This is a genomic window from Bariatricus sp. HCP28S3_D3, assembly GCF_052065755.1.
Classification (GTDB): Bacteria; Bacillota; Clostridia; order Lachnospirales; family Lachnospiraceae; genus Allocoprococcus.
In genome coordinates this window covers 350,556-373,869 of the sequence record NZ_JBQHTK010000001.1, presented here as the reverse complement: position 1 = coordinate 373,869, position 23,314 = coordinate 350,556, and the positions used below count along the sequence as shown (strand labels likewise).

Annotated in this window: 20 protein-coding genes, 1 tRNA gene and 1 pseudogene; 19 read left to right on the top strand and 3 right to left on the bottom strand. The window is 42.9% G+C overall.

The genetic code is table 11. The annotated features are described in order from the left end of the window. Positions 1 to 58 precede the first annotated feature (58 nt). The 4 genes and pseudogenes from ACTNB3_RS01830 to ltrA all read left to right on the top strand — a co-directional run bounded on the left by ACTNB3_RS01830 (position 59) and on the right by ltrA (position 5,715). Complete coding sequence (locus ACTNB3_RS01830) at positions 59 to 1,654, top strand: xylulokinase (RefSeq protein ID WP_427806722.1); 1,596 nt, start codon at positions 59 to 61, stop codon at positions 1,652 to 1,654. Positions 1,655 to 1,680: 26 nt separating this feature from the next. After that, on the top strand, positions 1,681 to 2,367 hold the full coding sequence (locus ACTNB3_RS01825) for an L-ribulose-5-phosphate 4-epimerase (RefSeq protein WP_427806723.1): 687 nt from the start codon (positions 1,681 to 1,683) through the stop codon (positions 2,365 to 2,367). Between the two features lie 76 nt (positions 2,368 to 2,443). Then, the gene (araA, locus tag ACTNB3_RS01820; RefSeq protein ID WP_427806724.1) at positions 2,444 to 3,943 is read left to right on the top strand and encodes an L-arabinose isomerase; all 1,500 of its coding nucleotides are present in this window, start codon (positions 2,444 to 2,446) and stop codon (positions 3,941 to 3,943) included. A 568-nt stretch (positions 3,944 to 4,511) separates the two neighbouring features. Continuing rightward, a pseudogene (ltrA, locus tag ACTNB3_RS01815) lies at positions 4,512 to 5,715 on the top strand (group II intron reverse transcriptase/maturase). A gap of 87 nt (positions 5,716 to 5,802) precedes the next feature. Here ltrA and ACTNB3_RS01810 read toward each other — a convergent pair. Continuing rightward, positions 5,803 to 6,858: a cell wall hydrolase gene (locus tag ACTNB3_RS01810; protein ID WP_441024297.1), complete on the bottom strand. Its 1,056-nt coding sequence runs from the start codon at positions 6,856 to 6,858 to the stop codon at positions 5,803 to 5,805. 142 nt (positions 6,859 to 7,000) lie between these two features. On the opposite strand from ACTNB3_RS01810, the gene ACTNB3_RS01805 reads away from it, so the two are divergent. The 5 genes from ACTNB3_RS01805 to ACTNB3_RS01785 all read left to right on the top strand — a co-directional run bounded on the left by ACTNB3_RS01805 (position 7,001) and on the right by ACTNB3_RS01785 (position 11,096). Next, entirely contained in the window at positions 7,001 to 7,870 is an 870-nt protein-coding gene (locus ACTNB3_RS01805) for a Cof-type HAD-IIB family hydrolase (protein ID WP_427807833.1), read from the top strand. 27 nt (positions 7,871 to 7,897) lie between these two features. Beyond that, positions 7,898 to 8,716, top strand: a complete 819-nt coding sequence (locus tag ACTNB3_RS01800) for an undecaprenyl-diphosphate phosphatase (RefSeq protein WP_427807831.1) — start codon at positions 7,898 to 7,900, stop codon at positions 8,714 to 8,716. Between the two features lie 153 nt (positions 8,717 to 8,869). Next, the gene (locus ACTNB3_RS01795) at positions 8,870 to 9,643 is read left to right on the top strand and encodes a basic amino acid ABC transporter substrate-binding protein (protein WP_427807829.1); all 774 of its coding nucleotides are present in this window, start codon (positions 8,870 to 8,872) and stop codon (positions 9,641 to 9,643) included. A gap of 24 nt (positions 9,644 to 9,667) precedes the next feature. Further along, positions 9,668 to 10,363 (top strand): amino acid ABC transporter permease, encoded by a 696-nt coding sequence (locus ACTNB3_RS01790; RefSeq protein ID WP_427807827.1) that lies wholly within the window; start codon positions 9,668 to 9,670, stop codon positions 10,361 to 10,363. Continuing rightward, positions 10,353 to 11,096: an amino acid ABC transporter ATP-binding protein gene (locus tag ACTNB3_RS01785; protein WP_427807825.1), complete on the top strand. Its 744-nt coding sequence runs from the start codon at positions 10,353 to 10,355 to the stop codon at positions 11,094 to 11,096. Before ACTNB3_RS01790 ends, ACTNB3_RS01785 begins: the two co-directional genes overlap by 11 nt. Positions 11,097 to 11,191: 95 nt before the next feature. Here ACTNB3_RS01785 and thiC read toward each other — a convergent pair whose 3' ends face one another. After that, positions 11,192 to 12,502 (bottom strand): phosphomethylpyrimidine synthase ThiC, encoded by a 1,311-nt coding sequence (thiC, locus tag ACTNB3_RS01780; RefSeq protein WP_427807823.1) that lies wholly within the window; start codon positions 12,500 to 12,502, stop codon positions 11,192 to 11,194. A 394-nt stretch (positions 12,503 to 12,896) separates the two neighbouring features. On the opposite strand from thiC, the gene ACTNB3_RS01775 reads away from it, so the two are divergent. Next, positions 12,897 to 13,676 carry an N-acetylmuramoyl-L-alanine amidase gene (locus ACTNB3_RS01775; RefSeq protein ID WP_427818810.1) on the top strand — a complete coding sequence of 260 codons (780 nt, stop codon included), beginning with the start codon at positions 12,897 to 12,899 and terminating at the stop codon, positions 13,674 to 13,676. A 70-nt stretch (positions 13,677 to 13,746) separates the two neighbouring features. Further along, the gene (locus ACTNB3_RS01770; protein WP_427807819.1) at positions 13,747 to 14,412 is read left to right on the top strand and encodes a sigma-70 domain-containing protein; all 666 of its coding nucleotides are present in this window, start codon (positions 13,747 to 13,749) and stop codon (positions 14,410 to 14,412) included. A gap of 51 nt (positions 14,413 to 14,463) precedes the next feature. On the opposite strand, the gene ACTNB3_RS01765 is transcribed toward ACTNB3_RS01770, so the two are convergent. After that, positions 14,464 to 15,732, bottom strand: coding sequence for an HlyC/CorC family transporter (locus ACTNB3_RS01765; RefSeq protein ID WP_441017885.1), 1,269 nt, complete (start codon positions 15,730 to 15,732; stop codon positions 14,464 to 14,466). 142 nt (positions 15,733 to 15,874) lie between these two features. On the opposite strand from ACTNB3_RS01765, the gene murB reads away from it, so the two are divergent. From murB to ACTNB3_RS01725, 8 genes are all read left to right on the top strand, one after another. Next, positions 15,875 to 16,786 carry a UDP-N-acetylmuramate dehydrogenase gene (gene murB / locus ACTNB3_RS01760; RefSeq protein WP_427807843.1) on the top strand — a complete coding sequence of 304 codons (912 nt, stop codon included), beginning with the start codon at positions 15,875 to 15,877 and terminating at the stop codon, positions 16,784 to 16,786. Between the two features lies 1 nt (position 16,787). Beyond that, entirely contained in the window at positions 16,788 to 17,669 is an 882-nt protein-coding gene (rapZ, locus tag ACTNB3_RS01755) for an RNase adapter RapZ (RefSeq protein ID WP_427818811.1), read from the top strand. An 8-nt stretch (positions 17,670 to 17,677) separates the two neighbouring features. Beyond that, entirely contained in the window at positions 17,678 to 18,637 is a 960-nt protein-coding gene (whiA, locus tag ACTNB3_RS01750; RefSeq protein WP_427807813.1) for a DNA-binding protein WhiA, read from the top strand. Beyond that, complete coding sequence (locus tag ACTNB3_RS01745; RefSeq protein WP_427807811.1) at positions 18,634 to 18,897, top strand: HPr family phosphocarrier protein; 264 nt, start codon at positions 18,634 to 18,636, stop codon at positions 18,895 to 18,897. Before whiA ends, ACTNB3_RS01745 begins: the two co-directional genes overlap by 4 nt. A 123-nt stretch (positions 18,898 to 19,020) precedes the next feature. Beyond that, on the top strand, positions 19,021 to 19,956 hold the full coding sequence (locus ACTNB3_RS01740) for a diacylglycerol/lipid kinase family protein (RefSeq protein ID WP_441024292.1): 936 nt from the start codon (positions 19,021 to 19,023) through the stop codon (positions 19,954 to 19,956). Positions 19,957 to 20,070: 114 nt separating this feature from the next. Beyond that, positions 20,071 to 20,142, top strand: a tRNA-Glu gene (locus ACTNB3_RS01735). 38 nt (positions 20,143 to 20,180) lie between these two features. Then, positions 20,181 to 21,047: a class II fructose-1,6-bisphosphate aldolase gene (gene fba, locus ACTNB3_RS01730; protein ID WP_427807807.1), complete on the top strand. Its 867-nt coding sequence runs from the start codon at positions 20,181 to 20,183 to the stop codon at positions 21,045 to 21,047. Positions 21,048 to 21,187: 140 nt separating this feature from the next. Beyond that, positions 21,188 to 23,311: a glutamine synthetase III family protein gene (locus ACTNB3_RS01725; RefSeq protein ID WP_441024289.1), complete on the top strand. Its 2,124-nt coding sequence runs from the start codon at positions 21,188 to 21,190 to the stop codon at positions 23,309 to 23,311. The last annotated feature ends 3 nt before the right edge of the window (positions 23,312 to 23,314 follow it).

Here is a 23,314-nt window from a genome sequence, read left to right as displayed (position 1 = left end):
AAGATTGAGAAGACGCAGGTCTTTCAAATAAAAAAAGAAAGGGAAAGGTGTTAACGCTATGAGTGATGTAAAGAATGCCATTTTAAATGGGAAAACCTCATTGGGAATTGAATTTGGTTCGACCCGTATTAAGGCAGTTCTGGTGGGGGAGGATAATGCACCGATTGCTTCCGGAAGCCATGAATGGGAAAACAGATATGTGGATGGAGTCTGGACCTACACGCTGGAGGATATATGGACCGGACTGCAGGATTGTTACAAGAATCTGACAGAGGATGTAAAGAAACAGTATGGAGTTGCTTTGGAGACTGTTGGCGCTATTGGATTCAGTGCAATGATGCATGGATATATGGCATTTGACAAGGACGGTGAACTTCTTGTTCCGTTCCGTACCTGGAGAAATACAATTACCGGTCCGGCTTCAGAAGAGTTGACGAAGTTATTTGATTTCCATATTCCGCAGAGATGGAGTATCGCTCATTTGTATCAGGCAATATTAAATGGTGAAGAACACGTAAAGGATGTAACATTCTTTACAACACTTGCCGGGTATATTCACTGGCAGCTTACAGGCGAGAAGGTACTCGGAGTTGGAGAAGCTTCCGGTATGTTCCCGATTGATATCGCTACCAGAAACTGGAATGAGAGAATGGTTGCATCGTTCGATGAGTTGGTTGCACCAAAAGGCTATCCGTGGAAATTGGAAGAAATTTTACCTAAGGTACTTCTTGCCGGTGAAAAAGCAGGTGCTCTTACCGAAAAAGGTGCGAAACTTCTGGATCCTACCGGAACACTGAAAGCCGGAATTCCGGTATGCCCGCCGGAAGGCGATGCGGGAACCGGTATGGTTGCTACAAACAGCGTGAAGGTACGCACAGGAAATGTTTCTGCCGGTACCAGTGTATTCGGAATGGTAGTTCTGGAGAAAGAACTTCAAAAAGTCCACGATGAAATTGATCTGGTGACGACTCCGGCAGGTGATCTTGTGGCAATGGTTCATTGCAACAACTGTACGTCTGACCTGAATGCATGGGTAGGAATTTTCAAGGAATTTGCTGAAGCATTTGGAATGGAAGTGGATATGAATAAACTGTTTGGTACACTTTATAACAAGGCTTTGGAAGGTGATGCTGATTGTGGCGGACTTCTGGCATACAATTATTTCTCAGGCGAGCACATTACAGGATTTGAAGAGGGACGCCCGTTATTCGTGCGTACACCGGACAGCAAGTTTAATCTGGCAAATTTCATGAGAGTAAATCTGTTTGCTTCTCTTGGAGTCCTGAAAACAGGAATGGATATTCTCCTGAAAGAAGAGGGAGTGAAGCTGGATGAAATCCTCGGCCACGGCGGACTTTTCAAGACAAAAGGCGTAGGACAGGGAATCCTTGCGGCAGCTCTTAATACGCCTGTTTCTGTTATGGAAACTGCAGGAGAAGGCGGTGCCTGGGGAATTGCTCTTCTGGCTTCTTACATGCTCAATAAGGAAGAAGGAGAAGCTCTGGATGCTTATCTTGCCAATAAAGTATTTGCTGGTCAGGCAGGAAGCAGAATGGAACCGAATCCAAAGGATGTAGAAGGCTTTGATGTATTCAGCAAGAGATACCTTGAAGGGCTTCCAATTGAAAGAGCAGCCGTTGACTCTCTGAAATAATATATTTTAAATGAGGAGGCGTAAAAGTGTTAGAACAACTGAAAAAAGAAGTATATGAGGCCAATATGTTACTGCCAAAATACGGTCTTGTAACATTTACATGGGGTAATGTAAGTGGAATAGACCGTGAAAGCGGGCTGTTCGTAATTAAGCCAAGTGGTGTGGAGTATGATAAACTGACCCCGGAAGATATGGTAGTCATGGATCTGGAAGGTAATAAAGTAGAAGGTCATTACAATCCTTCTTCTGATACAGCAACTCATCTGGAGCTTTATAAAGCGTTCCCGGATATGGGAGGAATTGTTCATACACATTCACCTTGGGCGACAAGCTGGGCTCAGGCAGGAAGAGGAATTCCTTGCTATGGAACGACTCATGCAGATTATATGTATGGAGAAATCCCGTGTGTTCGTAATCTGACCAAAGAAGAAATCGATGAAGCCTACGAAAAAAATACAGGCCTTCTAATCGTAGAACATTTTAAAGGAACAGAATACATGGCAATGCCGGCAGTACTCTGCAAAAACCATGGACCATTTTCGTGGGGGAAAGATGCACACGAAGCCGTACATAATGCGGTAGTATTGGAAGAAGTAGCAAAAATGGCAGCACGCTGTGAGATGATCAATCCGGATGTGAAACCGGCACCGCAGGAACTGCAAGACAAGCACTACTACAGAAAGCATGGTGCAAATGCCTACTACGGACAATAAACAAATAACAAATTTATGAACACGTGCCAAGCGTGTCGGAACTTTCTGAAAAATGAACAAAAAGGAGATTAATACTATGTTAGCATGCAAAGATTACAAATTTTGGTTTTGTACAGGTTCTCAGGATTTATATGGAGATGAATGCCTTGCACATGTAGCTGAGCATTCAAAAATTATTGTAAAGGCTTTAAATGATTCCGGAATTCTTCCATATGAAATCATCTGGAAACCAACCTTAATCACAAATGAAGTGATCAGAAAGACATTTAATGAAGCAAATACAGATGAAAATTGTGCGGGCGTTATTACATGGTGCCATACTTTCTCGCCGGCAAAATCATGGATTTTAGGTCTGAAAGAGCTCAGAAAACCGTTGCTTCATCTTCATACACAGTTCAATCGTGAAATCCCATATGATACGATTGATATGGATTTCATGAATGAGAACCAGGCTGCCCATGGAGACCGTGAATTCGGGCATATTTTCACACGTCTGAACAAGAGCCGTAAAGTAATTATGGGATACTGGGAAGATAAGGATACACAGGAAAGAATCGCATCCTGGATGAGAACTGCAATTGGTGTTATTGAAAGCAGTCATGTTCGTGTAATGCGTATTGCAGATAACATGAGAAATGTAGCTGTAACAGAAGGTGATAAAGTAGAAGCGCAGATTAAGTTCGGTTGGGAAATTGATGCTTATCCGGTAAATGAAATTGCCGATGCCGTAAAAGATGTTGCACAGGGCGATATCGATGCATTGGTTGAAGAATACTATGATAAATATGAGATCCTTCTGGAAGGAAGAGATGAAGCTGAGTTCAGAAAACATGTAGCAGTACAGGCTCAGATTGAAGTGGGATTTGAGAAATTCCTGGAAGAGAAAAACTATCAGGCAATCGTTACACATTTTGGTGATCTGGGGGCTCTTCAGCAGTTACCGGGACTTGCAATTCAGAGATTGATGGAAAAAGGTTATGGATTTGGAGCGGAAGGTGACTGGAAGACCGCCGCTATGGTTCGTATCATGAAGATCATGACTCAGGGAATGAAGAACGCAAAAGGAACTTCTTTTATGGAAGATTATACCTACAATCTAGTTCCGGGAAAAGAAGGTATTCTGCAGGCTCACATGCTTGAGGTTTGCCCGACAATTGCAGATGGCCCGATCAGCATCAAATGTCAGCCGCTTTCTATGGGCAATAGAGAGGATCCGGCACGTCTTGTATTTACTTCAAAGACTGGTCCGGCTGTTGCAACATCACTCATTGACCTTGGCGACAGATTCCGCTTGATCATCAATGACGTAGAGTGCAAGAAAGTTGAAAAACCGATGCCGAAGCTTCCGGTTGCAACTGCATTCTGGACACCGCAGCCGAATCTGAAGACAGGTGCTGAAGCATGGATTCTTGCAGGTGGAGCACATCATACTGCATTCTCTTATGACCTGACTGCTGAGCAGATGGGAGACTGGGCAGAAGCAATGGGTATCGAAGCTGTTTACATTGATAAGGATACAACGATCAGAAACTTCAAGAATGAATTAATGTGGAATGAAGCTGCATTTAGAAAATAAGACGAAGATTTTGAAGGACGGATTATAAGTTGAAAATATCCAAAGAAAAAAGGAGTGGCATGATGCCACTCCTTTTTAAGTTTGCGCGCCATGAGCGCGCTCTAACGGGTGAAAGTCCCGAACATGCCCAGGTAGTGGGAAATGTATAGCCGAACAGCAAGGGTGTCCATCGTGAGGTGGAATCTGAAGGAAGCTGCAGGCAAATCTCTGGTCCGACGAACAGAAATCACATATAAGGCTAGGCTACGAGAGATAAGTTGGCTTAATTCAACAAAGTCTAATAACTACCACTTTTGTAGTAGCAGAGTAAATGTGGCGGATATATGGAGAGAAAGAGCGTGCACCTTAAGCGTGGAGGTCTCACAGAGGTTCCATTAGCCTAGTAACAACGAACTGTGAGAAGTCAGCCGAGCCCATAGTAGTGAAGAAGTTTCTGTAATGGAAATGGAGCAAAGGGGCGAACAATCAATAAGTTTGAGTATGTCGCGTATTGCAGAGATGACAACATCTGCCGTAACCAATCGGGTAAAAGGTGGTCAAATCAAGCGAGACGGAAAGGAAAGAACGCATGGACACAAGTAGTCTAATGGAGCAGATTTTATCTAGCGATAATCTCAACAGAGCATATCTGCAAGTCGTACGGAATAAAGGTGCAGAGGGAGTGGACGGAATGAAGTACACGGAACTTAAAGAGCATCTTGTGAAGAACGGCGAAATCATCAAGGAACAGTTGAGGACAAGAAAGTATAAACCTCAACCAGTACGAAGAGTGGAGATACCAAAGCCTGACGGCGGTGTCAGAAACCTGGGAGTACCAACAGTAACAGACAGATTTATGCAACAAACCATTGCACAGGTATTAACACCAATCTATGAGGAACAGTTTCATGAGCATAGTTATGGATTCAGACCCAATAGATGTGCACAACAGGCAATCATAACGGCATTAGACATGATGAATGACGGAAATGATTGGATTGTAGACATTGACCTGGAAAAGTTCTTTGACACGGTAAACCATGATAAGCTGATGACTATTATTGGCAGAACAATTAAGGATGGAGATGTTATTTCCATCATAAGGAAATATCTTGTCAGCGGAATCATGATTGATGACGAGTATGAGGACTCTGTTGTGGGAACACCACAAGGGGGAAATCTTTCACCGTTGTTGGCAAACATCATGCTCAATGAACTTGATAAGGAAATGGAAAAGCGAGGTCTTAACTTTGCACGATATGCCGATGCCTGTATCATCATGGTCGGAAGTGAAATGTCTGCAAATCGAGTAATGAGAAATATATCTCGGTTTTGGATTTTACTTTGATTCAAGAGCACACCAATACAAGGCAAAGCCACATGCAAAATCAGTTGAAAAGTTCAAGAAAAGGATGAAAATACTCACGCGTCGTAGTTGGGGCGTTAGCAACAGCTACAAAGTGGAGAAACTCAACCAACTCATCAGAGGGTGGATTAACTATTTCAAGATAGGAAGTATGAAAACACTCTGCAAAGAACTCGACGCAAACATTAGATTTCGATTGCGCATGTGTATATGGAAGCATTGGAAGAACCCGAAAACAAGAGAACGTAACTTGATGAAGTTAGGAATAGATAAGAAAACAGCTCACAAAGCGGCTAACTGTAGCCGAGCATATGCACATGTATGCAGTTGTGGAGCAGTTAATATCGCTATAACAAACAAGAGACTAACCTCATTTGGATTAGTCTCCATGTTAGATTACTACACCGAAAGGTGTGTTACTTGTTAAATTGATTGAACCGCCGTGTACCGAACGGTACGCACGGTGGTGTGAGAGGTCGAGATTTCTCATTTAGAGAAATCTCTCCTACTCAATTTAAAAGAATACGTTTCCTCCTACAAGTACTCCGGCATGTCCACTCCAGGAAGCACGGAAGGAATAGCAGTCTTTAACAGCGGCGAGCCGCGCACCTCCAAGCGCATCCTGAGCAACCTGATAGCAGAGTGAAGCGGGACCTTTATTCAGTACCCGGTTCAGAGAGCCGTTCCAGGTAGGTGAGAACTGCCCCTTCTGGTAGATTACGCCGTAAAGTGTGTTGGGATAGCGATTGCTCTCCACGCGATTCATGACTACTGTGGCAACTGCGAGCAAAGCATCATAATCAGAGGATCCTGCCTCGCATTGAAGAAGAGCGGCAAATAAAACCAGATCATTTGTTTCGGCAGTGGTTGGCGGAACAATGATATTTCCGCTGCTGCCGGATGAATGCTGCTGTGACTGCTCTTTTTCTTTTAATGCGTCTTCCGCCGCAGCACGGGCTTCTTTGGCTTTTGCAAGTGCATCCGAGGAAGAGGCAAGTTCGCTGGACGTTGATGAAATTGCAGAGTTTAATGCTTCTTTCTGATCATCCAGCTGGGTTTTCATCTTCTGGAGTTTTTCTTGTTCTTCTTTCAGTGAAACTTCTTTTGCTTTAACATTTTGATGTACTTCTTGTAATTCTTTAAGTTTTTCTCGGTCATATTCTGTGACATTTCGGACAAACTCTGTATTGTTTAAAAATTCCCCCATGCTTTGAGATGAGAATATAATTTCCAGAAGCGAAGTATTTCCAGCTTCATACATATATTTGATTCTCTTCTTCATTGCATCATACTGCATCTCTTCATTTACGCGGGCTGCGGCAAGATCGAGCTCCGCTTTCTTTACAGATGCATCTGTATCCTCAATTTTTGATGCGAGTTCTGAGATGTCCGAGCTTAAAGCATCCAGATCCTGATTTAAAGAGTTCAGCTTGTCTTCCAGATTAGAAGTCTGTTTTTCGAGACTCTCTACAGAATCTGTTGCGTAGATTACTGTATCGGCAGAGAATACAGTAATAGCGCAGGCAAGTGCAAGGCATGTCCTGGACAGCGCTTTTAACTTCTTTTTCATAACATATTTCCTTTCGTCAAAAATGAGTCTATAATATTATACTACAAATTGCTTTATTTAGCAAACTTTGTTATACTATGATATGAAAGTAAAAGAGCTGATATACAGGAAATCTTGAAAAATCGAGGAAAATGGAATAAAAATGAGTAAAATTAAAATGGTAGGTCTGGATTTGGATGGAACATTGCTGAATGACAGAAAAGAATTGACGGCGTATGCAAGGGATGTAATCTGCCGTGCTCTGGATGCGGGTGTAACTGTGCTTGTTGCAACGGGGAGACCGATTACAGGAATTCCAAAAGAATTGAAAGAGATACCGGGCATGCGTTATGCAGTGACTGCTAACGGAGGAAGAATTCTTGATATGCAGTATCAAAAGATACTTTATGAGAATCTTGTGCCATATGAAGATGCGATTCGGGTAGTGAAGATATTTGAAGAATATGACACAATGCGAGAGATTTATTTTGACGGGCAGGGATATGTGCAGGCGGATGAACTTGCAAAAATTGACCGGTATATCCTATCAAAACCGATGGCCGATTATATACGAAATACCCGTATCGTTGTTCCGAATCTTTGGGAGAAGATCATAGAAATGGATGGCCATGGCATGGATAAAGTGCACGCTTTATTTGCGAATACAGAGGAACAGAAGGCCGCGGCAAAGCGGATTGAAGATTGTGCGGATTCTCTTTCTATCAGCAGTTCTTTGGGAAGGAATCTGGAAATCAATGCGAAAGGAGTTAATAAGGGTGCAGGACTGCTTCGACTGGGAGAACTATTGAAAATTAAGGCGGAAGAAATAATGGCATGTGGCGACGGCAGCAATGATCTCGAAATGATTCGTATGGCGGGAGTAGGAGTTGCCATGGAAAACGGAACAAATGAGGTAAAGAATGCTGCTGACTACATTACGGAATCGAATGAAGAAGACGGAGCGGCAAAAGCGATTGAAAAAATCGTCCTGGAGCAGGTAATACCGAAGGATGTTTTTCATAGAATAAAATAAATACTGTGAGAGAAAAGAGGAAAAAAGATGTTGAATATTTTAATTGCAATTATTTTGGGTATTGTTGAAGGAATTACGGAGTGGCTTCCGATCAGCAGTACCGGACATATGATTCTTGTAGAGCAATTTCTTCATATGTCTGTATCTGATGAGTTTATGGAGATGTTCCGGGTGGTAATTCAGCTCGGAGCTATCATGGCGGTTGTGGTGTTATATTTCCATAAACTGAATCCGTTTTCGAAACGGAAGACGGCCAAACAAAGGCAGAATACACTGAATCTTTGGTCTAAGATTATTGTTTCTTGTATTCCTGCAGCTATTATCGGTTTCCTGTTTGATGATGTCCTGGATAAGTATTTGTATAATTATGTAGTCGTTTCGATTATGCTTATTGTTTATGGTATTGCGTTTATTGTGATTGAGAAGAGAAATGCACATGTGCGTCCGATTATTACGAAACTTTCGGAACTTCCATATACGGTAGCTCTTTACATAGGATTATTTCAGGTACTTGCGATGATTCCGGGTACTTCCCGTTCCGGTGCTACGATTCTGGGAGGACTTCTTCTTGGTACATCCAGGTATGTTGCAGCAGAATTTACATTTTATCTTGCGATTCCGGTCATGTTTGGGGCGAGTGCGCTTAAAATGATTAAGTTCGGACTGCATTACTCGGCAATGGAAGTGGCAATTCTTATCACGGGATGTCTGGTTGCGTTCTTTGTATCTGTTTTTGCTATCAAGTTTCTGATGTCTTATATCAAGAAGCATGATTTCAAAGTGTTCGGATATTACAGGATTGCACTCGGTGTGCTGGTGTTACTTTATTTTATTATCTGGGGCTAAGTGTGACGGATAAAAAACTATAATTCTGCATATTGAATAGAAAAAAGTGGTTGTTTATGCATATAAATGTATAAATAACCACTTTACTTTTAGAAAAAAAGTGATACAATAATACCAATGCGAAGTGTTTATGATAGAATGGAGGAAAAGATTATGAAAATGAAAAAATTAGTAAGTCTTGCGCTTGTCCTTACCTGCGCTTTGACGATGACAGCTTGTGGATCTAAAAAAGAAGAAAATAACGGAGAAACAAAAGAAGAGACCGAAACCCTGATTATGGCTACAAATGCTGAATTCCCACCGTATGAATATTATGAAGGTGATGATATTGTGGGAATCGATGCAGAATTTGCAGCAGCGATTGCCGAAAAACTCGGGATGGAACTGAAGATTGAAGATATGGCATTCGATTCTATTCTGTCTGCTGTACAGAGCGGTAAAGCAGATCTTGGTGTTGCAGGCATCACGGTAGATGATACGAGAAAGAAACAGGTAGATTTTACAGACACATATTATACCGGACGCCAGGTTATTATTGTTACGGAAGGAAGTACGATTGCTTCTCCGGATGACCTTGCAGGAGATAAGATCAAGATCGGTGTTCAGCAGGGGACAACCGGTGATATTTATGCAACAGATGATTATGGTGATGAACATATCGAGCGTTACAACAAAGGTATGGAAGCAGTACAGGCTCTGGCGCAGGGAAAAGTAGATGCTGTGATTATCGACGACCAGCCGGCAAAGACTTTCGCAGAACAGGTGGAAGGTTTGAAAATACTGGAAACAGAGTATGTGGAAGAAGATTATGCAATGGCAGTAAAAAAAGGAAACGATGAGCTCCTTGAAAAGGTAAATGCTGCGATTAAAGAATTAAAAGAAGACGGAACTTTTGATGAAATTATTTCAAAATATATCACAGATTAGTGGATAGACAGATTGGCGGGAACCATGATGGGTAGTTTACAAGAACGTTTTTATACGAATTTTATAGAAGACAGCAGATGGCATTATATCGCAGATGGACTGAAGGTTACATTAGTTGTAACCTTCTGTGCTGTAATAATCGGTGTGGTATTGGGATTCCTTCTTGCCATTGTACGTTCGACATATGATAAAACCGGACGCATGAAAATACTGAATGCTCTTTGCCAGGCATATATTACGGTGATTCGTGGCACGCCGGTAGTTGTGCAGCTTTTGATTATTTATTTTGTTATTTTTGGAAGCGCAAGAGATATAAGCAAAGAACTGGTTGCAATTCTTGCATTTGGAATGAACTCCAGTGCGTATGTGGCTGAGATCTTCCGTTCAGGAATCATGTCTGTCGATAACGGACAGTTTGAAGCCGGACGAAGCCTGGGATTTAATTACCGGCAGACAATGTTTTACATTATTATGCCGCAGGCATTTAAGAATGTACTACCGGCGCTCGGAAATGAATTTATTGTTCTGCTTAAGGAAACTTCGGTTTCCGGATATATCGCTCTTCAGGATCTGACGAAGGGCGGCGACATTATCAGAAGCCGTACATTCGATGCATTCATGCCGTTGATGGCAGTGGCGCTGATCTATCTGATTATGGTGATGATCTTCACGAAACTCGTGAGTCTGCTGGAGAGGAGGCTGAGAAACAGTGATCACTAATGGAGAAGTTTTAATCCGTGTTGAAGGTCTCCGCAAGAGCTTTGGCGATTTTTATGCACTAGATGGAATCAATGAAGAAATTAGAAAAGGTGAAGTGGTTGTGATCGTGGGGCCTTCGGGTTCGGGAAAATCTACATTTCTCCGTTCGTTGAATCTGCTTGAGGTCCCAACAGAAGGACACATTTATTTTGAAAATGTAGATATTACGGACAAGAATGTGGATCTGGACAAACACCGTCAGAAGATGGGAATGGTATTTCAACATTTTAATCTTTTCCCACATAAAACGATTCTGGAAAATATTACACTTGCTCCGATCAAGCTTTTGAAAAAAAGCAAAGAGGAAGCAGAAACAAGAGCTATGGAGCTTTTGAAACTTGTTAATCTTGAAGAGAAAGCGAATTCTTATCCTTCCCAACTTTCAGGAGGGCAGAAACAGAGGATTGCAATTGTGCGTTCGCTGGCAATGGATCCGGATGTGATGCTGTTTGATGAACCGACTTCAGCTCTTGATCCTGAGATGGTAGGAGAGGTACTGGAACTTATGAAACAACTCGCCAGAGACGGAATGACTATGGTAGTCGTCACGCACGAGATGGGATTTGCGAAAGAAGTGGGAACGCGTGTTCTTTTTGTGGATGAAGGAAAAGTGAAAGAACAGGCTGAACCGGAAGAATTCTTTGAGCATCCGAAGGATGAACGTCTGAAAGAATTCCTGTCAAAAATCCTTTAGAATTCTGAAAATATATTTCATATGAGCGTTTTTTACTGCTGTCGGGAGGATTGTAGTGGTTCAGACAATCCTCCCGACAGTGATATCTCTGTGTATTACTCGTCGAAAATGCTTACAATCTCACCGTCAAGGATACGATTGGTATTCTTGACAGCACAGAAATTACCGCACATACTGCAGGTGTCTTCTTTTTCCGGTTTTGCCTCGGCACGGTAACGGCGGGCTTTTTCCGGATCCATGCTCAGTTCGAACATAGCTTCCCAGTCAAGGCGCTTTCTTGCTTCACTCATCTTGTAATCCCAATCAGCAGCTCCTGGAACTCCTTTGGCAATATCAGCAGCGTGGGCCGCTATTTTTGCTGCGATGATTCCTTCTTTTACATCGGCTGCGTTCGGAAGACGAAGATGTTCTGCAGGTGTTACGTAGCAGAGGAACGCAGCGCCGGCTGCAGCGGCGATTGCGCCTCCGATCGCAGAGGTTATATGATCATATCCCGGAGCAACGTCTGTTACAAGAGGTCCGAGCACGTAGAACGGAGCACCATGGCACAGTGTTTTCTGGATTTCCATATTTGCTGCAATCTGGTTCATCGGCATATGGCCAGGGCCTTCGATCATTACTTGAACGTCTTTCTCCCATGCACGTTTTGTCAGTTCTCCAAGCGTGATCAATTCTTCAATCTGTGCAGTGTCTGTAGCATCTGCAATACAGCCGGGACGGCATGCATCACCGAGACTCATAGTAATGTCATATTTCTGACAGATATCGAGAATTTCATCATAATGCTCATAGAACGGATTTTCCTTTCCGGTCATTTCCATCCAGGCGAACATGATAGATCCACCGCGGGAAACGATATTCATAAGACGTTTGTTCTGCTTAAAGCGGGCAGCAGTAGCACGATTCATTCCGCAGTGAATGGTCATAAAGTCCACACCGTCTTCTGCGTGCATGCGCACGATGTCCAGCCATTCTTCAGAAGTGATCTGGCCGAGGGCTTTATGATAATAAACGACAGCGTCGTAAATCGGCACAGTTCCGATCATAGCCGGACAGGTTTCTGTCAATTTGCGGCGGAAAGTACGGGTATCGCCGTAGGAACTGAGATCCATGATTGCTTCGGCACCCATATCAACTGCAGAACGGACTTTCTCATATTCCATATCCACATCTTTCCAGTCGCGGGATACGCCCAGATTTACATTGATCTTGGTGGTCAGCTTGGCTCCGACACCGCTCGGACTTAAGCTGGTATGTTTTTTATTGCATGGAATGATTACCTCTCCTTTTGCAATCAGTTTTCTTAAATCCTCCACATCCATATGCTCTTTCTGAGCAACAATTTCCATTTGTGGGGTAATGATGCCTTTTCGTGCGGCATTCATCTGTGTTGTGTAATTTGACATCTCGTTTTCCTCCTTGTTTTCAAATATGAAAATGGCGCCGGAGGTATCCGGCTTTGGTTACCTGAATAGGAAAACTCCTATTCACCGCGGCAGAAGGTGGTGCCCCCAATCGGTCGCGGTGGGTGCCTTATGGAATAAAGCTATTATAGAACAAAAAAACTGCGGTACACCAACCGGTATCGCAGTATAAAAGCAATTTGTTCCCTACGTTGGCATTATCCAAATCAGGTTATGGGTTAAAGCAATACAGCTTACTCTCAGCCTGCTTCTGCAAGCACCCCGTGTTTACTTGTCTATTGTAGCACTCTGATGGAGTGTAGTCAAGAGAAGGGGCGAACGAGGGATGGCATTTTGCATATATTAATAAGGAAAAGATTTCTTGTGAGGAAAAGAAATGCCGTATTCAATTATGCTGGATGCAGGACACGGTGGGGAAGAGCCGGGAGCAGTCTATATGGGACGACAGGAGAAAGATGATACTTTGAACCTTGTACTTGCTATTGGTGAGATTTTACAAAATAACGGAATTGATGTAGAATATACGAGAACAACGGATGTTTATGAGAGCCCATATCAGAAAGCGATGGAGGCAAATGAGGCAGGAGTGGATTTCTTCATATCAATACACCGAAATTCCAGTCCAATTCCGAACCAGTACATGGGAGTGGAGAGCCTTGTATATGATCTTTCCGGCATCAAATATGAGATGGCAAAAAATATCAATGCCCAACTGGAAACGGTAGGATTTGTTAATCTTGGAGTGCAGGCACGTCCTAATCTGGTGGTTCTTCGGAGAACGCAAATGCCGGCGGTTCTGGTGGAGGTCGGATTTATGAATTCAGATACGGACAACAAACTGTTTGACGAAAATTTTAATGATATTGCATCGGCGATTGCAGATGGGATCATGGATACATTGAATGTAGGAACGACCGGACAGACACAGCCGGATACAGAGCTGCGGGTACAGGTAGGGGCTTTTCGAAACAGTGTTTACGCAGAGAGATTGCTTAGGGAGTTGACAGAACAGGACTTCCCGGCATATATTGATGATAAGGGACAATTTGACAGGGTACAGGTGGGAAGATATCGGACACTGGATGAGGCGGCGACTATGGAGCGGCGACTGAAAATGGCGGGGTATCCTACGGTTATCGTGAGTATCCCGTTATAGAGTATGAAGCGTCTTAGAAGATCGATATACAAAGAAAAAGGATAAAATGTTAAAGCTGGAGGAAATAAATATGGCGGAAAAGTTACAATTTCGTGAGAAACTGACAGGAATTCTGAAGATATGCGAATCAAAAGAAAATGTGGTTTTGAAAGAGGAGGTGGAGGCATTTTTTCAGGAAGATAACCTTACACCGGAACAGATGGAACTGGTATTTGATTATCTGTTGTCTCAGAGAGTTATTGTAAAGGGATACGTGAAAGCCGGGGGCAGCGTGATCGCTGCGTCCGGAAAGGAAGGAAATTCGGTATTCAGCAGTGAAGAAGAACAGTATCTGGCAGTATATGAGAAGGAACTACAGGTGATGAAAGGGGACGAGCCGTTTGCTGCGTTGCTGCCGAGAATTGTAGAGATGGCAAAAGAAATGCATCGCCCGGAAGTGTTTATTGGTGATCTGATACAAGAAGGAAATATGGGGATGATGTTGGCGGCAAGCCAGACGGAAGAAGAAGAAACGATGCTCCTTATGGCGCGTGAAAGCATGCAGGCCCTTCTGGAATCACAGACGGAGATGAAGCTTCAGGATCGCAAAATGGTAGAAAAGGTCAATAATCTGGATGAGCAGATTAAAAAGCTGACGGAAGAAATGGGGAGAAAGATCAGTGTAGACGAGTTGGTGGAGCTGATGGGAGTAAGCGAAGAAGAAATTGAAGATATTCTGCGGCTTGCAGGTGAATAAAAGTATGAAAAAAAGGTCCGTCAGGACCTTTTTTCATACTATATGATAAAATTATACACTTTCTTTGGAAGATGGCAGATAGAGATGGACTTTCTCAATCCGGTTTTTGTCCAATTTTTCAACAACCATCCGGATTCCGTCTTCGGTAGTGACTTCGTCATTTTCTTCAGGAAGTCGGTCAAGACGTTCAATAATAAAACCGCCTACGGAATCATAATCTTCAGATTCAAGACGCAGATCCAGGCTGTCATTCAGATCATCCAGATTGGTAGAACCTTCCACAATATATTCAAGCTCGTTTATGGCGACAATATTTTCTTCTTCATTCTCGTCATATTCATCGTGAATCTCTCCAACGATTTCTTCCAGAATGTCTTCTAATGTAATCAAACCGGCTGTTTCACCATATTCATCAAGGACGATGGCAATGTTGAAAGAAGCCTGACGCATTTCCACGAGAAGCTCGGAAATGTTTTTATATTCATATGTGAAATATGCCTCGCGAAGAATATCCTGTATGTGAAATTCCTTTTTGTTGTTGTCGAAAAGGAGTAAATCCTTCATATTAATGGTGCCTACTACGTTGTCTTTCGACTCGGAATATACCGGAAGACGTGTAAATTTGTCTTCGCGGAATAAGTGGATTAATTCCTCGTAAGTGCTGTTGACATCTGCAAAAGTTACATTAACTCTGGGAACCATAACGTCTTTTGCTTTAGCGTCTCCCAGATCAAATACATTGTAAATCATTTCTTTTTCTTCTGATTCAATCACGCCGTCCTCATGGCTGACATCGACGATCGTGCGCAGTTCTGTCTCTGTCATTGCATCATTTTTAGCATTCGGATCAACTTTCAGCAAGTATAATACTCCGTTCGATAAAATGTTAATCAAGAAAATGACCGGTGTCATCACCTTAATGAAAACGCGGATGAACGGTGCATAGAGCAGAGAAAACTTTTCGGCGTGGATGGTAGCCATTGTCTTTGGAGTAATCTCACCGAAAATCAAAATAAATACGGTCAGAAGAGCACTTGCGAATGCGACGGCTGATCCGCCGAGGCTATATGCCAGGGTCGTGGTCAAAGAGGCGGCTCCCAGGTTGACAATATTATTGCCGATCAAAATTGCACTCAGCATTTTACTGGAATTCTCTGTTATCTCCAGTACGGTGACCGCGCGCTTGTTGCCTTCATCTGCCAGGGCGCGCATTCGTATTTTGTTTACAGTTGTAAGTGCTGTCTCTGCGGAAGAAAAGAATCCGGAAAGAATCAGCAGAATGAATAAGATTATTATTTGCGTGACGTCACTCGAGTCCACAGTGTAAATCAACTCCTTTATAAATTGGTATTTGTTATCCAATATAACGCATTTTCGGGCATTTTGCAAGAGCGCATTGAACTCAAGGAAAATTTAGTGTATGATTAATAGGATTGAAAACGAAGAGAAGCAGGAGATTGACATGAAAAGTAAATTTGAAAATGAACTGTTTACACTAATAGATAAAGAAAGAATTCTAAAAGACGAACCAATGAAGAATCATACGACATTTCGGATTGGAGGTCCGGCGGATTATTTTGTAAGACCGAACAATGCAGAAGAAATCGCATTGATAATCGGACTTTGCAGACGGGAGAAAACTCCTTATTATATAGTAGGAAATGGGAGTAATCTTCTTGTGGGTGACAAAGGATGTCGTGGAGTGGTGATCCAGATTTTCAAATCGATGAATCAGATCGAAGTGTCGGACAATATGATTGCTGCGGGAGCAGGAAGCTCGCTGGCTCAGATTGCATCTGCTGCACTGGGAGCCGGATTGACCGGGTTTGAATTTGCTGCCGGGATTCCGGGTACCTTGGGAGGAGCTGTTGTCATGAATGCCGGTGCTTACGGAGGAGAGATGAAAGATGTACTGGTTTCTGTGGATGTCTTGACGAAGGAAGGTAAAATTCTTACTTTGCAGGCTGAAGAGTTGAAGCTGGGATATCGTACCAGTATTGTCCCGACGGAGGGGTATATTGTGCTGTCAGCCAGAATCGCTTTAAGCGGTGGGAAAAAAGATGAAATCAGGGCAAAAATGGAAGAACTCCGGGAAAAAAGGGTCACAAAACAACCGCTGGAATATCCGAGCGCGGGAAGTACATTTAAAAGACCGGAAGGCTACTTCGCCGGTAAACTGATCCAGGATACCGGATTGAAAGGATTTTCGGTCGGGGGTGCTCAAGTGTCAGAAAAACATTGTGGCTTTGTGATTAATACGGGGAATGCAACGGCAGCGGATGTGCAAAGCCTGATTGGAGAGGTGATTGACCGAGTCAGGAAAACGACAAACGTGACATTGGAGCCGGAAGTAAAACAGATTGGAGAGTTTTAGGATGAGATTCGTGATTGTGACGGGGATGTCAGGAGCGGGAAAGAGTACCACATTAAAAATGATGGAAGACATGGGATATTTTTGCGTGGATAATATGCCAATTCCGTTGATGTCAAAACTTACGGAACTGTTTATGGTGCCAAATGGAGAGATTAATAAAGTTGCGCTTGGACTTGATATCCGAAGCGGACAGAATCTGGATGAACTGGAAAATATCCTGAATGAGATGGATCTCGCTCAAATCCCGTATGAGATCCTGTTTTTAGAGGCACGGGATGAAACATTGATCAAACGATACAAAGAGACGAGAAGAAATCATCCGCTGGCTGGCGCGGGACGAGTAGAAAAGGGAATTGCATTAGAACGGCAGAAAGTGGGATTCCTGAAAAAACGCGCAAACTATATTCTGGATACCAGCAGGCTCCTTACGAGAGAATTAAAGGCAGAACTAAGTAAAATATTTGTTGAAAACCGTGAATATAAGAACCTTTATATTACCGTTTTGTCATTCGGATTTAAATACGGAATCCCAAATGATGCGGATCTGGTTTTTGATGTCAGGTTTCTTCCGAATCCGTATTATATAGACGAGCTTCGCCCGCAGAGTGGGAATGACAAGCCTGTTCAGGAGTATGTGATGAATAATGAGCTTGCCAGAGAATTTTTGGAGAAGCTGGTAGATATGGTTCAATTTTTGATGCCGAATTATGCGGCTGAAGGGAAGCATCAGCTAGTGATAGCAATTGGATGTACAGGAGGGAAACACCGTTCTGTTACAATTGCAAATGCTTTGTATGACAGATTGACTGTAACGGAAGAAGATTATGGATTAAAGAAGGAACACCGAGATCTGGCTAAAGATGCTGTGGTGAAAGCAAAGTAGGAGGAAAAATGTCGTTTTCGGGAAATGTAAAAGAAGAGCTTTCGCATCATTTGGGTAGTGCCAGGCATTGCCGTATCGCCGAAACTGCTGCAATCATCAGTATTTGCGGCGGGGTTATGATTGACAGTAGAGGCCGGTATTCTTTAAAAATTCATACAGAAAATCTGTCAGTTGCAAGAAAGTGCTTTACTTTATTAACAAAAACATTTAATATAAGAACTGATATCGCAATACGCACGAACCGTATGAAGGGAAGTGTGTCATATTATATCGTTGTAAAAGAGCATGATGCAGCACTCAGAATATTACAGGCGACGAAGTTGATCGATCAGTACGGAGAGGTTGAAGAAGAACTTTCTGTGGTGCGGAATATTGTAATTCAGGAGACGTGCTGCAAGCGAGCTTTTATAAGAGGCGCTTTTCTGGCATCTGGTTCCATGAGCGACCCGGAAAAGTCGTATCACTTTGAAATCGTATGCGCTACGAGAGAGAAGGCAGAGCAGATACAGAAGATTATGAAGTGCTTCGAACTGGATGGCAAGATCGTACTGCGGAAGAAATCTTTTGTAGTATACTTAAAAGAAGGTTCACAGATTGCGGATGTGCTTAACGTCATGGAGGCACATGTGGCATTGATGGAATTTGAGAATGTGCGCATCCTGAAAGATATGAGGAATACGGTGAACCGTAAGGTAAACTGTGAGACTGCGAATATCAATAAAACGGTTTCCGCTGCTGTTAAGCAGATCGATGATATAAGATATATACAGGAAACAAAAGGACTGGATAAGCTGCCGGAAGGATTGAAGGATATGGCCCTTACAAGACTTACATATCCGGAGGCATCTTTGAAGGAACTGGGAAGTCTGCTGACCCCGCCTGTTGGTAAGTCAGGCGTGAATCACAGATTGAGAAAATTAAGTGAAATGGCAGAAGAGTTAAGGACAAAGCAAGGAGGAGCATTATGATTAAAAAACCGATAACGATTCAATTGTCAGAAGGATTAGATGCCAGACCGATTGCGCTTCTTGTTCAGGAAGCAAGTCAGTATTCAAGCACAGTGTACATAGAAGTTGCTGACAAGCAGGTCAACGCAAAGAGCATTATGGGCATGATGAGTTTACGGTTGACCCCAGGTGAAGAGATTACTGTTGTAGCCAACGGGGCAGATGAAGAGGAAGCAGCGAAAGGAATCGAAACATTTCTTGTCAATGTAAAGAATAAATAAGTAATCTGGAAAAGGCATGGATAGCCATGCCTTTTTTTAAATGTTTGCCCAACGTCTGTAGAAATGATTCGGCGGACTGCCTTGGGGTGGAGAGGAAGGGGAAATGGATCAGGAGGTGTCTGTATGAAAAAAGCATTATTCATTTATAATCCGAATGCAGGAAAAGAACTTTTGAAGCCGAAACTGTCGGATATTCTTGACATTATCGTAAAAGCAGGATATGAGGTGGTGGTCTATCCGACTCAGAGCTATAAAGATGCGTACAGAAAGGTTGTATCCTTTACTGAAAAATATGACAGGGTTATTTGCAGCGGAGGAGACGGAACGTTAGATGAAGTTGTGACCGGAATGATGGAGAGAACAGAAAAAGTGCCGATTGGATACATTCCTACCGGAACTACAAATGATTTTGCTAATAGCCTTCATATTCCGAAAGATTTGCTTCAGGCTGCAGATACTGCAGTCAGCGGAGCGGAGTTCGGATGTGATATCGGAAAATTTAATGACGATGTATTTGTGTATATTGCAGCTTTCGGCCTGTTTACGGATGTTTCTTACCAGACAAAACAGGAGATGAAGAACATTCTGGGGCATCTTGCATATCTTCTTGAAGGAATGACAAGGCTTTTTGATATTCCATCTTATAAAATCAAAGTATCGCATGACGGAGAGGAATTTGAGGATGAATTTATTTTCGGAATGGTAACAAATTCGCGTTCAGTCGGTGGATTTCGCAATATGATCGGGAAAAACGTCATATTTGATGATGGGGAATTTGAAGTAACACTGATTAAAACACCGAAAAATCCGATAGCACTTCAGGAAATTATAGCATCGCTTCTGATTAGCCAGATCGATACGAAATATATGTATTCTTTTCGAACCAAGGAAATCCATTTTGAGTCAGTGGAAGAGATTCCATGGACATTGGACGGTGAATTCGGAGGAGAGCATGATGAAGTGAATATTTATAATTGTCAGCGCGGTCTGACTATTGTCGTGCCTGCAAAAAGTGTAAAAGATCTGTCTTTAGAAGGAAGAAAGAAAAAGGAGAAATAGCCTGCGAAAACGGGGACTTTCGCTATTGAAACAGCAAAAAAAGTAAAAAAATAAAAAAAACACTTGTATATTAGTGGAAAATGAGATACAATAAGCGAGTGAGGTAAATCACCTGGCCCCCTGGTCAAGCGGTCAAGACGCGACCCTCTCACGGTCGAATCAGGGGTTCGATTCCCCTGGGGGTCAGCCTTTTTTAATGCCATCAGAGAAGTGGAGGAATGAAAATGTTAGTATCAGCAAAAGAGATGCTTCAGAAAGCAAAAGCTGGACATTATGCAGTAGGACAGTTTAATATCAACAATCTTGAGTGGACAAAAGCAATTTTAACTGCAGCAGAGGAAACAAAATCACCGGTTATTCTTGGTGTGTCTGAAGGTGCTGGAAAGTACATGTGCGGATACAAGACAGTTGTTGGTATGGTGAATGGTATGCTGGAAGAAATGAATATTACGGTTCCGGTAGCACTTCATCTGGATCACGGCAGCTATGACGGATGTATGAAATGTATCGAAGCAGGTTTCTCATCAGTTATGTTTGACGGTTCTCATTATCCGATTGAAGAGAATGTCGCAAAGACAAAAGAACTGGTAGCAATTTGTGCTGAAAAGGGATTGTCTCTTGAAGCAGAAGTTGGAGCTATCGGTGGAGAAGAAGATGGCGTCGTTGGTATGGGCGAATGCGCAGACCCGAACGAGTGCAAGATGGTTGCTGACCTTGGAGTAGATTTCCTTGCGGCTGGTATTGGTAATATCCATGGAAAATATCCGGCTAACTGGCAGGGACTCAGCTTCGAAACTTTGGATGCAATCCAGCAGCTTACCGGAGATCTCCCGTTAGTGCTTCATGGCGGAACAGGTATTCCGGATGATATGATTAAGAGAGCAATTGATCTTGGTGTGTCTAAGATTAATGTTAATACAGAATGTCAGCTCGTATTTGCAGAAGCCACTCGCAAATATATTGAAGCTGGTAAAGACCTGGAAGGAAAAGGATTTGATCCTCGTAAACTTTTGAAACCGGGTGCAGAAGCAATTGTTGCTAAAGTAAAAGAAAAAATGGAATTATTTGGCTCTGTGGGAAAAGCTGAATAATCATTTGGAAAATGGACAAGGATGTCCTATGAAAAATGGTATAAAAGGAGTTTTGCTTAACTGCAAGACTCCTTTTTGATAATATTAGGCAGAGGGATAACTGCCGGAAATAAGAATGAAAGAATCTGAGAGGGAAACATATGAGTAGTGTAGTAAATGTAGCTGATATTTTTGGGGAAAATGTATTTAATGATGCTGTCATGCAGGAACGTCTTCCGAAAAAAACTTACAAGGAACTGAAGAAAACAATTGAAGAGGGGAAAGAACTGGCAGCGACAACGGCCGATGTAATAGCGCATGAGATGAAAGAGTGGGCGATTGAAAAAGGTGCAACTCATTATTCGCACTGGTTTCAGCCGCTTACCGGAGCGACAGCAGAGAAACATGATTCTTTTATTTCTGCGCCCAGATCGGATGGGAAGGTACTGATGGAGTTCTCGGGTAAAGAATTGATTAAGGGAGAACCGGACGCATCTTCTTTCCCGTCGGGAGGACTCAGATCTACGTTTGAGGCAAGGGGCTATACAGCGTGGGATTGTACTTCGCCGGCATTTGTGAAAAAGGATCCAGAGGGGACCGGAGCTATTCTCTATATCCCGACGGCATTCTGCTCGTATACAGGCGAGGCGCTGGATCAGAAAACACCGCTTCTTCGTTCCATGGAAGCAATCAATAAACAATCTATTCGCCTTCTGAGATTGTTCGGAAACACAACTTCTCAGAAAGTGATTCCTTCAGTTGGAATTGAACAGGAGTATTTCCTTGTGGATCGGGATAAATATTTGAAGAGAAAAGATCTGGTGTTTACAGGACGTACGTTGTTTGGCGCAATGCCTCCGAAAGGGCAGGAACTGGACGATCATTATTTTGGAGCAATCCGTGAAAGAATTGCAGCTTTTATGAAAGATGTGAATGAAGAACTCTGGAAAATGGGAGTTTCTGCTAAGACGCAGCATAATGAAGTAGCTCCGGGACAGCATGAACTTGCACCGATCTATGAGCAGTGTAATGTGGCTGTTGACCACAACCAGCTTGTGATGGAGACGCTGAAACAGGTCGCGTATCGTCATAATCTGCATTGCCTGCTTCATGAAAAGCCATTTGAAGGGGTGAATGGTTCCGGAAAACACAATAACTGGTCTTTAGTTACGGATGATGGAATCAATCTCCTTGATCCTGGAAAAACTCCGCACGAGAATATTCAATTCCTGCTGGTTCTGACTTGTGTTTTACGTGCAGTAGATCGGCATGCGGAGCTTTTGAGAGAATCGGCATCGGATGTGGGAAATGATCATCGGCTGGGGGCAAATGAAGCGCCGCCGGCAATTATTTCAGCGTATCTTGGGGAACAGTTGGAGGATGTACTTACACAGCTGATCAATACTGGGGAAGCGGCACACAGCTTGAAGGGCGGCAAATTGCATACGGGTGTGAGTACACTTCCGGATTTTGCTAAGGATGCAACTGACCGCAACAGAACCTCACCATTTGCCTTTACAGGGAACAAATTTGAATTCCGTATGGTGGGTTCCAGAGATTCTGTAGCTGCTCCGAATGTTGTTTTGAATACAATCGTTGCGGAAGCGTTTTCGGATGCGTGTGATGTGCTGGAAGCGGCGGATGATTTTCAGATGGCTGTACACAATCTGATCAAGCAGTATGCTTCTGAACATCAGAGAATTGTGTTCAATGGTAATGGATATTCCGAGGAATGGGTGAAAGAAGCGGAAAGACGTGGCCTTCCGAATATCAAAACTATGGTTGAATCTGTGGAGTATCTGACCACAGAAGATACGGTTCAGATGTTCGAAAAATTCGACGTGTTTACCCGTGCTGAGTTGGAATCACGCGCTGAGATTAAATACGAGACTTATTCCAAAGCAGTGAATATTGAGGCGCGTTCTATGATCGATATTGCAAGTAAGCACATCGTTCCGGCGGTGATCCATTATGTGACTTCTCTCGCGAATTCAATTAATCAGGTGAAACAGGCGAATTCGAATGCGAGCACAGTCGTACAGGACAAATTGCTTGTACAGGCATCGGAACTGTTGACAGATACACAAAATGCATTGGAGAAGCTTATTTCCGTGACGGATGAAGTCGCGAAAAAAGAAATCGGAAGAGAACAGGCGTATTTTATCATGCAGGAAGTAGTTCCGGTGATGGGACAATTAAGAAAACCCGTTGATGAACTCGAAATGATTGTGGACAAGAGCATGTGGCCGATGCCTTCTTACGGGGATCTGTTATTTGAAGTATAATCC